We start from the raw sequence: 12525 nt of genomic DNA on the forward strand, positions 1-12525 counted from the left end.
TGACCTGGCAGCCGCATGGCGCACCATAGGCCCATGAAAGAGCTGGCCGGACGCCTGACCGCGCTCGACCCGGATGCCGGTGCGGCGGTCCGGGTCATCGCCTACTTCGACCGCCTCGCCGAGTCCCGGGCCGGTGTCGAGGCACTCGTACGCGGCGCCGCCGTGCTGTCCGGCTGTCCGGCCCGGCTGGTGGACCCCGAGCGCCGCGTCCATGTCCGCGTACAGCCCGACGGCGCCCGCCAGGACACCGAGACGCCACCGGACCCCACCTGGCCCTCGGCCCGACTGAGCCCGAACGGACCGGCATTGCTGTGGCTGGAGCGGGGCGGGGGCGCTTCGGAGGGGGCGGCCGGGTCCGGGTCCGGCGTGGCCATCACAGAGCAGGATGGGGCGACGCCAAGCCGGGCCGATGAGGAGCAGGGCGGGGCAGAACCCGGTGGGGTCGTCGCGGAGGACGCCGGGGCCGCACCCGACCGGGTCGACGCGGAGCAGGAGGAGGCCGCACCCGGCCGGGTCATCGCAATGCCCACCGCGGCCGGACCCGGCATGGCCACCGCCGGGCATGGCGGGGCCACGCCAAGCCGGGTCGCCTCCCAGCAGGCCGAAGCAGCACCTGGCCGGGTCACCACCAAGCAGCCCGGGCCAGCACCCAGCCAGGTCGTCGCAGCGCGAGCCGGAACCCAACCCGGCGCGGCCGACTCGGAACCCGCCGCGCACTCCCTCAGCGTCGTCGACGCCGTGATACTCGAACGTGCCGCCGCTGCCCTGCGGCTCGTTCTCGACCGGACGCGCGGTCGGGCCCCGGCCGATGATCCGGCGCTGGTGGAGACGCTCCTCGATGCCACGGCCCCAGAGCAGGCCCGCCTGTACGCCGCGCGTCGCCTCGGTCTGGATCTCACGGCACCGGCGCGGGTTCTCGCCCCGCTGGGCGACCGACCCCGGGTCGTACCCGCCGGGGCGGGGGTCGCGGGGGTCGCGGGGTCCCGCCCGGCTCCTCCGGAGGCCCGACTCGGGGTCGGCCCCGCCGTGCCGGTGCTCGACCTGCCCCGCTCCTGGACGGCGGCCCGTACCGCCCTGCGCTTCACCGCCGAGGGCACCCCGCAGGACCCCGGACCACGGGTCGTGCACGCCGATGAGCTGGGCGGGATCGCCCTGCTCGCCGATCTCGTCGTACCGGGCGCCGAGCCGCCGCCCGACGTCCGTGCCCTGGAGGCGGCCGCGGCGACCACGCCCTGGCTGTCGGCCACCCTGCACGCGGTGGCGTCCACGACGAGCCTGCGGGCGGCCGCCGCCGGGATCAACGTCCACCACTCCACCCTCCAGGACCGGCTGACCCACGCGGAGCACCTGCTCGGCTGGCCGCTGCGCACCCCACAGGGCCGACTCCGGCTCCAACTGGCCCTGGCCATGCGGCACCTGGCCCGTCCGTAGCCGACCGGCCGCGTGCGGCGAGGACCCCGTTGTGATACGGCCCGTCGTGATCCAGATCGCGCCCTCGGCCCGTGCCACGGCCCGCCGCCCGGGAGAGACTGTCCGGGCGCCGTCCGTACGAGGTTCAGGAGCATGAGGCATGAGCGTGCAGCGCTATCCCCTGTCCGGGGTCACGGTGGTCAGTGTGGAGCAGGCCGTGGCCGCGCCGTACGCCACCCGGCAGCTCGCCGATCTCGGTGCGCGTGTGATCAAGGTGGAGCGGCCGGGCGGCGGCGACTTCGCCCGCCGTTACGACACGACCGTGCACGGCCACTCCAGCTATTTCGTGTGGCTCAACCGCTCCAAGGAGTCCCTCACGCTGGACCTCAAGGCCCCGCGCGGCCGTGAGATCCTGCACGACCTCCTCGACGGCGCCGATGTCTTCGTGCAGAACCTCGCCCCAGGCGCCGCCGCCCGGCTCGGCCTGGACGCGGAGACCGTCATGAGCCACCGCCCCGGCCTGATCCCCTGCACGATCTCGGGCTACGGCACGACAGGACCCTGGGCCGACCGCAAGGCCTACGACCTGCTCGTGCAGTGCCAGACCGGGCTGGTGTCCCTGACGGGAACCCCGGAGGGGACGGCGCGGACCGGGATCTCCGTGGCCGACATCGCCGCCGGGATGTACGCCTACAGCGGCGTCCTCACCGCCCTGTACACCCGCGCCACCACCGGCGAGGCCCACCCCGTGGAGGTGTCCCTGTTCGAGGCGCTCGCGGAGTGGATGGGCCAGCCCGCCTACTACACCCGGCACGGCGGCATCCAGCCCCCGCGGCTCGGCACCCAGCACGCCACCATCGCGCCGTACGGGACGTACCCGGCCGCCGACGGCAAGGAGGTGCTGTTCTCCATCCAGAACGAGCGGGAATGGGCGGCCCTGTGCGCGGAGTTCCTCGGCCGGCCGGAGCTGGTCGACGATCCGCGCTTCGCCACCGCCTCCGACCGCGTCGCCCACCGCGAGGAGCTCAACACCGTCGTCGCCGGCCGTATCGCCCGCTCCGGCTCCGACGAGATCCTCAAGGACCTGGAGCGCATCGGCATCGCCTGCGCCGGGGTCAACGACGTCGCCGCGTTCCTGGACCACCCGGTGCTGGCCGGCCGCGGCCGCTGGACCGAGGTCGCGGTGCCGGGCGCCACCGTCGAGGCCCTGCTTCCACCGGCCGACCTCGCGGGCGTGCCCGCGCGCATGGACCCCGTACCGGCGGTCGGCGAGCACACCGGGGCGATCCTCACCGAACTGGGCCGCACCGACGAGGAGGTGGCGGCACTGCGCGCGGACGGGGTCGTCTGACACACGCCCCGGGCGGGGCCTATCGGGAGTCGGCCGCGCGCTCCTCCGCCTCCTCGGCCTCCTGCTTCTTCGAGGCCCGCAGGCTGGTGATCGTCGTGACCGTCAGGACCAGCAGGATGAACCCGAGCGAGAAGGGGATGCTGATCTCGGGGACGTGCACGCCCGACTCGTGCAGCGCGTGCAGCACCAGCTTCACGCCGATGAAGCCCAGGATGATCGACAGGCCGTAGGAGAGGTGGACCAGCTTCTTCAGCAGGCCGCCGATCAGGAAGTAGAGCTGGCGCAGGCCCATCAGGGCGAAGGCATTCGCGGTGAACACGATGTACGGGTCCTGGGTGAGGCCGTAGATCGCGGGGATGGAGTCGAGGGCGAACAGCACGTCGGTGGAGCCGATCGCGAGCATCACGACCAGCATCGGGGTCATGATCCGCTTGCCGTTCTCGGTGATGAACAGCTTCGTGCCGTGGTAGCGGTCGGCCACGCCGAAGCGCTCCTCCGCCATCTTCAGCAGCTTGTTCTCCTGGTACTCCTCCTCGTGCTGGTCCTTGCGCGCGTCCTGGACCAGCTTCCACGCGGTCCAGATCAGGAAGGCGCCGAAGATGTAGAACACCCAGGAGAAGGCGGAGATGATCGCCGCGCCGGCCGCGATGAAGATCGCTCGCAGCACCAGGGCCATCAGCACGCCGACCATCAGCACCCGCTGCTGGTACTGCGAGGGCACCGCGAACTTCCCCATGATCAGGACGAACACGAAGAGGTTGTCCACGCTCAGCGACTTCTCGGTGATGTACCCGGCGAAGAACTCACCGGTGGGCCCGCTCCCACCGAAGTACCAGAGCCCCAGACCGAACAGCACGGCCAGGACGATCCACACCACCGTCCATGTCCCGGCTTCCTTGATGGACACGTCGTGGGGCTTGCGGCCGACGAAGAAGTCGACGGCGACGAGCACGCACAGGGCTGCCACCGTCAGCAGCCACACGGACAGCGAGACGTTCACTTGTTACTCCTGGTGCAGGTGTGGGGATGGCACATAGTTGTCTGTCTTGGCCGATTTCCGCCAGTCCTGCAAGGTGAACAAATGGTCACAGCTGCACGTGGAGCGCCTCCAGGACGTCGTGATCCGTCAGTTGGTCGAAGTTCTCGTACCAGAGGCCCACGGCCATGAACGCGGCCGGCTGGTGGAGGCAGAGCACCTCGTCGGCCTCGGCGCGCATCAGCTCCGCCGCCTCCGGCGAGCACACCGGCGCGGCCAGCACCACCCGTGCGGGCTCCTGACGGCGTACGGAGCGCAGGGCGGCGCGGGCCGTGGAACCGGTCGCCAGGCCGTCGTCGACGACGATCACCGTCCGTCCGCGCAGGTCGGGCGCGGGGCGGCCCTGCCGGTACAGCCGCTCGCGGCGGCGCAGTTCCGCGCGCTCCCGCTCGATGACGGGGGCGAGGTCGGCCACGCCGAGGCCCAGATGACGCAGGGCTTCCTCGTCGAGGAGCGGCACCTCGTCCCCGGCCATCGCGCCGACGCCGTACTCCTCCTGGTAGGGCGCCCCGATCTTCCGTACGACGAGCACGTCGAGCGGGGCGTCCAGCGCCGCCGCGACCTCGCTCGCCACGGCGACGCCGCCGCGGGGCAGGGCGAGGACGAGCGGACGGGGCAGCGCGCCCGCGTCCTGCCGGGCGCGCAGCTTCTCGGCCAGTTCCCGGCCTGCCTGCCGGCGATCGCGGAACCGCATGACGGTCACCTCTGCTTCCCGCACGGAGAGGGCCCCGGCCGGCCCGGGCTCCGCGTACCCCCTGCCCGGCGGACGACGCACCGGCGGCCGGTTCCGGGCGGTGTCAGCCCGCCGTGGTGCTCAGCCGTTCGTCGCACCACTGCCGGGCGGCCTCGGTGACGCGGTCCAGCGTGCCGGGCTCCTCGAACAGATGGGTGGCGCCGGGCACCACGTGGAGGGTGTGCGGGGCGTGCAGCCGCCGGGCCGCTTCCTCGTTGAGGCGCAGCACGTGCTGGTCCCTGCCTCCCACGATGAGCAGCACCGGGGCCCGTACGGCGTCCAGGGCGTCGCCCGCCAGGTCGGGCCGGCCACCGCGCGAGACGACCGCCGTCACCCGGCCGGGCCGTTCGGCGGCGGCGACCAGGGCCGCGCCCGCGCCGGTGCTGGCGCCGAACAGGACGACGGGCAGGCTCTGGGTGGCGTACCACTGCTCCAGCCAGTCGACGGCGGCCACCAGCCGGCGTCCCAGCAGGGGGATGTCGAAGCGGAGTTCGGCAGTGCGCAGGTCCCGCCGTTCCTCCTCCTCGGTGAGCAGGTCGATCAGCAGGGTGCCGAGTCCGGCGGTGCGCAGGCCGGCGGCGACCTCTCGGTTGCGGGGGCTGTGCCGGGAGCTGCCGCTGCCGTGCGCGAACAGCACGACCGCGCGGGCGTCCGGCGGCAGGTCCAGATCACCGGTGAGCGCGGCGCCGCCCGCGGGCACGGTGACGGTCTGGGTGATCATCGGAGGCCTCCTCTCCCCGGTCCACTGGCGGGTTCCGCCGTCCGCCTACCCACGCGGCGACGGACGTCCCGCGTGTGGCGTGGCGCGATCTGTGGGATGCGTGTCGTTGACGCCATGACCCGGGCGGACGGAGCGTGGAAGGGTGACTGCGCGAGTGACTCCACGTCGTATCGTCTTCGTCGTTTTCGACGGCTTCCAGCCGCTCGATCTCACCGGCCCGCACGAGGTGTTCCACAGTGCGGGCGACTACGTCTGCGAGATCGTGGCGACCCGGGCCGGACCGGTCAGGTCGGTCAGCGGGCTGCTCGTGCACGCAGTGCACGGCGTGGCGGACCTGGACCCGGCCGGGACGGACACCCTGGTGGTGGTCGGCGGCCGGGGTGTCGACCACGCCCGGGAGGACGCGGCGCTGGTCGCCTGGATCGCCGCCGCCGCGGCCGGTGCCCGACGGGTCGCCTCGGTGTGCAGCGGGGTGTTCCTGCTGGCGGCGGCGGGGCTGCTGGACGGGCGGCGGGTCACCACGCACTGGGCCCGGGAGGAGCAGCTGGCCCGGGAGCATCCCGAGGCGCGGGTGGACTGCGACCCGATCTTCGTCCGGGACGGGCGGGTGTGGACCTCGGCCGGGGTGACCTCGGGCATGGATCTGGCGCTCGCCCTGGTGGAGGACGACCTGGGCCGGGACGTCGCGCACGCGGTGGCCCGCCGGCTGGTGCTGTTCCTGCGCCGTCCGGGCGGCCAGTCGCAGTTCAGCGTGGCGCTCTGGTCGCGGCAGCCGGCGACGGACCCGGTGCGGGCCGCCGTCGGCGCGATCCACGCCGATCCGGGGGCCCGCCACGACATCGCCGCCCTCGCGACCCACGCCGGGCTGAGCCCGCGTCACCTCCAGCGCCGCTTCACCGCCGAACTGGGCGTGCCACCCGCCGCGTATGTCGAGCGGGTGCGTGTCGAGGCCGCCCGGCGCGCGCTGACCGAGGGGGACGAACCGGTCGAGGCGATCGCCCGCCACTGCGGCTTCGCCACGGCGGAGACCCTGCGCCGCACGTTCCACCGCCGGCTCGGCGTCGCGCCGTCGGACTATCGCGCCCGGTTCCGCTCCACCACGGGCCTCACCGGCGTCCACGACTCCTCAGAAGAAGACGCCTCAGAAGAAGGAGAAAACGTATGACGACCTACGGACTGCTGGTCTTCGAGGAAGCCGAGGAGCTCGACTTCGTGGGGCCCTGGGAGGTCTTCACCGTCTCCGCCCGGCTGCGCGACGGCGCCGACACGGCCGTGCTCGTCTCCGAGCATCCCGGCCCGGTGCGCTGCAACAAGGGCCTGCGCGTGCTGCCCGACCACACCCTGGACGACCATCCGCCCCTGGACGTGCTGCATGTGCCGGGCGGGCGAGGCGCGCGTGAGGTCCAGCTCCACAACCCGGTGCTCACCGACTGGATCGGAAGGACGGCTCAGCGGGCCTCCTGGGTGCACGGCGTGTGCACCGGCACCTTCCTGCTGCACGCGGCCGGTCCCGCGCGCGGTCGCCGGGTGGCCACGCATTGGGGTCAGGAGGACGCCCTGGAGGCGCGGGGCGATGTGACGGTCGTCCGGGACGTCCGCTACGTCGTGGACGGCAACCTGGTCACCAGCCAGGGCGTCTCGGCCGGCATCGACAGCGCGCTGTGGCTCGTCGGCCGGCTGCACGGGCGGGATCACGCGCGGGCCGTGCGCCGCTACATCCAGTACGACCCGGCTCCGCCGTACCTCGCGGACGAGCCCCTCTGACGGCTGCGGCGACCGGCGCTGCATGGGTGGGCCGCTGTCGGGCAAGCGCAGTTCATGGGCGGTGACACGGGCGACGGCGGGCAGGGACGGCAGCCGGGCGAGTGCGGGCACCGGACGGTGCCGCATCCAGGTGACGTCCGGATCGAGGCGTGGGCGGCGTGCCGGGAGCACTGTCTGGCGGAAGCCGTCCTGGCGTTGGTGGAGTGTTTCGCGGACGTCTCCGGGGTGCGGGCCACCGCCGTGGACCGGGTGCGGCTGGCCGAGGCCAGCGACGACGATCTGCTGGCCACGCTGCTGGACGAGGTCATCTTCCGGTGGGAGGAGTACGGCCAGGTGCCCGTGGACGTGGAGGCGGACGAGGCCGACGGCGGCCTGGACGTGCGACTGGCGGTCATCGGGCTCGCGGACGTGGCGATCACCGGTTCGGTCCCGACGGCGGTGGCGTGGGAGGAACTGCGGATCGGGCCGGATCCGTACGGGTGGTCGTGTGCGGTGAGGGTCGACGCCTGAGACCCGCAAGGCCTGAGCGTCCTGGATGGCCGCGCGGTGGTCCTACCGTGGAGGTGTGGGCGGCGGCATCGTGACGCTGTTCCTGTGCGGTGACGTGATGCTCGGGCGCGGCGTGGACCAGATCCTGGCGCATCCCTGCGATCCGGCACTGCGGGAGGCGTACGTCGATGACGCGCGCGCCTACGTCCGGCTGACGGAGTCGGCGCACGGCCCGGTGCCCGTTCCCGTCCCGCCCTCCTGGCCGTGGGGCGAGGCGCTGCGCGTGCTGGACGAGTCGGCGCCGGACGCCCGGATCGTGAATCTGGAGACGTCGGTGACGAGCGGCGACACGTTCGCGCCGGACAAGGAGATCCACTACCGGATGCACCCGGCCAACCTGCCGGCCCTGGCCGTGGCCCGGCCCGATGTGACCGTCCTCGCCAACAACCACGTCCTGGACTTCGGCCGCCCCGGCCTGCTGGAGACGCTGGACGCGCTGGCCCGGGCCGGTCTGCGGACGGCGGGTGCGGGGCGCGTCGCCGCAGCGGCGTACGCACCCGCCGCGGTCCCTCTCCCCGGCGGCCGCCGCCTGCTGGTGTTCGCCCTCGGGGCGCGCTCCAGCGGGATCCCGTCCGGCTGGGCGGCGACGGGAGAGCTGCCGGGGGTCGCGTACGTGCCGGCGCTCTCGCCGACCGCGGCCGACGCCGTGGTGCGGCACGTCCGGCGGGTCGTACGGCCCGGTGATCTCACCGTCGTGTCCGTGCACTGGGGCTCGAACTGGGGCTTCCGCGTCCCCCGCGAGCAGGTCCGTTTCGCGCGCGCCCTGGTGGACGGCGGTGTCGACGTCGTCCACGGCCATTCCTCGCACCACCCCCGCCCGCTGGAGGTGTACCGGGACCGGCTGATCCTCTACGGCTGCGGCGACTTCGTCGACGACTACGAGGGGATCTCCGGCTACGAGGAGTACCGCGACGATCTGCGGCTCGCGTTCCTCGTCTCGGTCGAGGGGGACAGCGGACGGCTGGCCGGGCTGCGCATGGTGCCGTTGCGGGCGCGGCGGATGCGGCTGGAGCCGGCGTCCGGGGCGGACCGTGCCTGGCTGCGGGCGACGCTCGACCGGATCAGCGGCGGGGTGGGTGTGACGCCGGCACCCGACGGATCGCTGGCGCTGGCGGGCGGATGAACCGGGGCCGCTCAGCCGGCCCGGCGATCGGTCCCGCCGCCCCGCGCCCGCGCCGCATGTCCGGGTCCCGTAGGGGTACTCCGGGCCACATGACCGGCATCGAACTCAGCAGCAACGCGTTCAACGACCATTCCTTCCTCGCGCGCCGGTACTCCTACGAGGGACCGAACGTCTCCCCGCCGCTCGCCTGGAGCGGCGTACCGGACGACGCGGCGGAGCTGCTCCTGCTCTGCGAGGACCCCGACGCCCCGTCGGGCACCTTCGCGCACTGGGTCGTGGTCGGCATCGACCCGCACAGCGCCGGCGTCGAGGCCGGGCACTGTCCGCCGGGCGGCACGGAGCTTGTCAACAGCTACGGGCAGCAGGGCTGGGGCGGGCCGCATCCCCCGCCGGGTGACGACGCCCATCACTACTTCTTCCGGCTCTACGCCCTGTCCGAACCGTGCGTCCTGCCCGACGCGCCCGGAGCGGACCAGGTGCACGAGGAGGTCGAGCGGCGCCGGCTGGCGGACGGGACGCTGGTGGGGCTGTACCAGCGCTGACGCGGAGGCCAGGCTCCATCCGCACGGCCGAGGCACAACGGTTGGTTGTGGCTCGGGTACCGGATGGTTGTTTGCTGGCCGCGTCCGGCCCTCGCTTGGATGGCTCCCGGACAACACCAGGTTGTCCGTGGGAGCCGGGGGTGTGCGCCGGGCATGGCGGGCAGACGATCGCTGGGGCGGCGGTTCGGGTGGCTGTGGAGTGCGTACGCGGTCAGCACGGCCGGTACCTGGCTCGCGTTCGACGCGTTCGCCCTGATCGCGGTCCTCGTGCTGCACGCCGGGGCGGCGCAGGTGGCGCTGCTGGCCGCGGTGGGACCGGCGGTCGGCGCGGTGGTGTCGGTGCCGCTCGGGCCGTGGGCGGAGGTACGCCGCAAACGGCCGGTGATGATCGCGACCGACCTGGTCCGGTGCGCGGTGCTGCTGAGCATCCCCGTGGCGTTCGCGCTGGACCGGCTGAGCTTCGGTCAGTTGCTGCTGGTGTCGGTGGCCGTCGCGGCGTCCGACATCACCTTCAACGCGGCGGCCGGGGCGTTCCTGAAGGACTTGGTGCCCCCGGGGGACCTGCTCGTCGCGAACGGGCGGTTCGAGGCGACGAACTGGACCGCGAGCATGGTCGGGCCGCCGCTGGGCGGGGCCGCGATCGGGCTGTTCGGGCCGGTGACGAGCGTGGTGGCGAACGCGGTGAGCTACCTGCTCTCGGCGTGCGGGATCGGGGCGATCGGCGGCGGCGAGAAACCTCCTGTCCGGTCCCTGTCCGCCGCGGCCCGGCCCCGGGCGGGCGACCTGCTCGACGGCTGGCGGTACATCCTGGCCGATCCGGGCCTGCGCCCGCTGTTCTTCCACACGGTCCTGTTCAACGCCCTGGTCCTGGCGGCCTCGCCACCGCTCCTGGTCCTGATGGTCGACGACCTGCGCTTCGCCCCCTGGCAGTACGCCCTCGCCTTCTCGGTGCCCTGTACCGGCGGCCTGCTCGGCTCCCGGCTGGCGCCACGGCTCGTCGCCCGGTTCGGCCGGCACCGGGTGCTGTTCACGGCCGGGGTGCTGCGGGCGGGCTGGCCGCTCGGACTGGCCTTCGTCGGCCCCGGCGCGGCCGGGCTGGCGCTCGTCATGGTGGTCGAGTTCGGGCTGATCACCTGCTGCGCCGTGTTCAACCCGGTGTTCGCCACCTACCGCCTTGAGCGGACCCCCTCGAGCCGGGTCACGCGGACCCTGGCCGCCTGGTCGGCCACCGGCAAGGCCGCCCTCGCAGCCGTGACCGCCCTGTGGGGCCTCCTGGCGGCCCTGACCGGCCCCCGCGCAGCCATCGCCCTGGCCGGCACCCTCGTGCTCACCACCCCGTTCCTCCTCCCTCGTCGGGACCGGGCAGCGGATGCACGGTGAAGGTCCCGAACTGATACACCGCCCCGGGCTCCGGTGGCCGGGTCCAGGACAGCGTCGTGAAGGTGTGCAGCCGTCCGCAGGTGAGCGCGAAGCGCGGGAGCCGTACGCCGAACTCGGCCGCGACGGCCGACAGGGCCTCGCGCTCGGCCTCCTGCCAGGGGCGGGCCTCGCCCGGGGACGCGTCCGCGGGCGGTCCGAAGAAGCGGTCGGGGTCAAGCGCGGGCGGTACCGCTCCTCTGCGGCGGGTCGCGGTGCCCTGGACGGTGAAGGCGTACTTCTCCGCACCGTCCTCGCCCACGGACAGGTGGAACAGTCCGGAGAGGTCGCCCCAGACGACCACCGCGCGGCTGCCGCGGGACGCCGGGCCCGCCGGGGAGCGGAACGTCCGCTCGTGGAAGTGCCACGGCTCCACGTCGAAGGCGAAGCTCCAGCCGGGTCCGGCCCGCCCCACGGCAGCCAGGGCACGGTCCTCCCACGGTGTGGCGGACAGGCCGTTCCCGCTCCGGCCCTGACGTGCCCGCCACAGCTCCATCGGCTCGTTCAGGCCGGCCGTGTCGTCGGCGAGCCGGTCGGGCAACTCGGCCGGTTCCACACCCTCCACGAGCACGAACCGGTACCCGCGTCCGGTCGGTTCCCCCTCCGCCAGCCACGCCAGGCCCGGCGGATCGGCATCGGCCGTGGGCGCCGGCGCGGTGCCCGTCTCCCCGCCCCTGGGCGTCGCCAGCAGCTCTCGTCCCCGGTCGGCGGTGAGCAGCGGGCCCAGGAGCGGATCGGCGAGCAGGCCGACCGGGGCGAGGTGATCCGGGCCGAGGGGCCGCCAGCTCGGGAGCGCGGCCCGCAGGGTGCGCCACGCGGCGTCCGTCTCGCCCCACCGTGCCTGCTCGCGGGCCTCGTCCACGGCTCGGCCGAAGGGCCCGTCGACCGTGTAGCGGAAGGTGCCCTGCAGCACCTGCCGCAGGATCTCGTCAGCCGTCGCGCGCGCCGCCTTCGGAACCGTCCGCACGTGGGACTTCCACCCCGCGCCATCGCGCACGTGCTGGGGCGCGAGAACGGGCAGCACCTCCGGCGCGTACAGCGGATCGGCCTTGAGCGGGCCGAAGTCGACGAGGTGGGAGTCCCCCAGCATCCGGCGTATCTGGTCGCGCAGCGCCTTGGCGCGCGGTCTGCCGTACTCCTCCGCCTCCGCCAGAGCCGTGTCCGCCTGCTCGTGGTGCCCGCGCAGCGCGTCCAGCCGGGCGTTGTCGACCGCCCTGTCCAGGGCCTGTGTCGTGCTGTTGGTGAACTCCTCGCCCAGGCGGCTCGCCCTCAGCATGTGGAACTGGCGGTGCATCGCCTCCATGAACGCCCGGAAGGACGCGTGCCGTCGGGGGTGGAAGTCGCCGCTCCAGGTGGCGTGCTCGTACACGGCCCATTCGCCGTCGTCACCCACGTCTCCCGGGTCCATCAGGACGTACGTGGCATCGGACTCCACGTCCAGTTGCAGGGCGCGCTCCCCCATCCCGGCGAGCAGCACCTCCTCCGGCGTGGAGTCCTCGTCCAGCTCCTCCCGCAACCACTCGGCGAGGCCGGACGCGTCCTCGTGCCGGCGGAGGTCCTCGGTGCCGGCGAGCCGCCAGACGAACCCGCCCGCGTGCCGCCACCCGTCGGTCACCTGGAGGAACGCCCGGTAGGACGGCGGCAGTCGGAGACCCAGCCGCTCCTCCAGGGCCGCGATCCGGGCATCCGGCGCCGGAGCGAAGCCCAGCCATCCCGCCCGCCGGGCTTCCTCGTCCGGCTCGCCGCGCGAGTCGTCGGGGCCTAACGCGTCCCCCCACTCCTCGCTCCACCGGACGAGGAAGGGCCGCCAGTCGAACATCGCATCCGTCATGACCGCGATGCTGCCAGCCACCACTGACAACGGCCCTCGCCCAAGGGCA

The 12525-nt window shown here is 73.6% G+C and carries 12 protein-coding genes and 1 pseudogene; 9 read left to right on the top strand and 4 right to left on the bottom strand.

All coding sequences use genetic code 11. The features are described from left to right. Positions 1-33: 33 nt before the first annotated feature. The 3 genes and pseudogenes from NNW99_RS39060 to NNW99_RS02855 form a co-directional block, all read left to right on the top strand. Positions 34-324: pseudogene (locus tag NNW99_RS39060) on the top strand (hypothetical protein); the annotation flags it as partial. A 42-nt stretch (positions 325-366) separates the two neighbouring features. Beyond that, positions 367-1431 (top strand): helix-turn-helix domain-containing protein, encoded by a 1065-nt coding sequence (locus tag NNW99_RS02850; RefSeq protein WP_370869191.1) that lies wholly within the window; start codon positions 367-369, stop codon positions 1429-1431. A 139-nt stretch (positions 1432-1570) separates the two neighbouring features. Then, the gene (locus NNW99_RS02855; RefSeq protein WP_215117002.1) at positions 1571-2761 is read left to right on the top strand and encodes a CaiB/BaiF CoA-transferase family protein; all 1191 of its coding nucleotides are present in this window, start codon (positions 1571-1573) and stop codon (positions 2759-2761) included. Positions 2762-2780: 19 nt separating this feature from the next. Here NNW99_RS02855 and NNW99_RS02860 read toward each other — a convergent pair whose 3' ends face one another. From NNW99_RS02860 to NNW99_RS02870, 3 genes are all read right to left on the bottom strand, one after another. After that, positions 2781-3761, bottom strand: a complete 981-nt coding sequence (locus NNW99_RS02860; protein ID WP_215117003.1) for a TerC family protein — start codon at positions 3759-3761, stop codon at positions 2781-2783. 85 nt (positions 3762-3846) lie between these two features. Continuing rightward, positions 3847-4491 (bottom strand): phosphoribosyltransferase, encoded by a 645-nt coding sequence (locus NNW99_RS02865; protein WP_215117004.1) that lies wholly within the window; start codon positions 4489-4491, stop codon positions 3847-3849. A 103-nt stretch (positions 4492-4594) separates the two neighbouring features. Then, positions 4595-5251: a dienelactone hydrolase family protein gene (locus tag NNW99_RS02870; protein ID WP_215117005.1), complete on the bottom strand. Its 657-nt coding sequence runs from the start codon at positions 5249-5251 to the stop codon at positions 4595-4597. Positions 5252-5405: 154 nt separating this feature from the next. On the opposite strand from NNW99_RS02870, the gene NNW99_RS02875 reads away from it, so the two are divergent. The 6 genes from NNW99_RS02875 to NNW99_RS02900 all read left to right on the top strand — a co-directional run bounded on the left by NNW99_RS02875 (position 5406) and on the right by NNW99_RS02900 (position 10609). After that, a complete protein-coding gene (locus NNW99_RS02875; RefSeq protein WP_215117006.1) occupies positions 5406-6416 on the top strand; it encodes a GlxA family transcriptional regulator in 1011 nt (336 codons plus the stop codon). Continuing rightward, positions 6413-7015 (top strand): DJ-1/PfpI family protein, encoded by a 603-nt coding sequence (locus NNW99_RS02880; protein ID WP_215117007.1) that lies wholly within the window; start codon positions 6413-6415, stop codon positions 7013-7015. Before NNW99_RS02875 ends, NNW99_RS02880 begins: the two co-directional genes overlap by 4 nt. A gap of 54 nt (positions 7016-7069) precedes the next feature. Continuing rightward, a complete protein-coding gene (locus NNW99_RS02885) occupies positions 7070-7525 on the top strand; it encodes an archease (RefSeq protein ID WP_215117008.1) in 456 nt (151 codons plus the stop codon). A 55-nt stretch (positions 7526-7580) separates the two neighbouring features. Then, complete coding sequence (locus tag NNW99_RS02890; RefSeq protein WP_215117009.1) at positions 7581-8687, top strand: CapA family protein; 1107 nt, start codon at positions 7581-7583, stop codon at positions 8685-8687. An 89-nt stretch (positions 8688-8776) separates the two neighbouring features. Continuing rightward, complete coding sequence (locus tag NNW99_RS02895) at positions 8777-9229, top strand: YbhB/YbcL family Raf kinase inhibitor-like protein (RefSeq protein ID WP_215117010.1); 453 nt, start codon at positions 8777-8779, stop codon at positions 9227-9229. A gap of 153 nt (positions 9230-9382) precedes the next feature. Continuing rightward, on the top strand, positions 9383-10609 hold the full coding sequence (locus tag NNW99_RS02900; RefSeq protein WP_215117011.1) for an MFS transporter: 1227 nt from the start codon (positions 9383-9385) through the stop codon (positions 10607-10609). Here the strand turns inward: NNW99_RS02900 and NNW99_RS02905 are convergent. Then, complete coding sequence (locus tag NNW99_RS02905; protein WP_215117012.1) at positions 10557-12476, bottom strand: SMI1/KNR4 family protein; 1920 nt, start codon at positions 12474-12476, stop codon at positions 10557-10559. The genes NNW99_RS02900 and NNW99_RS02905 overlap by 53 nt on opposite strands. Between the last annotated feature and the right edge of the window lie 49 nt (positions 12477-12525).

It is taken from the genome of Streptomyces sp. CRCS-T-1, from assembly GCF_024442335.1.
Lineage (GTDB): Bacteria > Actinomycetota > Actinomycetes > Streptomycetales > Streptomycetaceae > Streptomyces > Streptomyces koelreuteriae.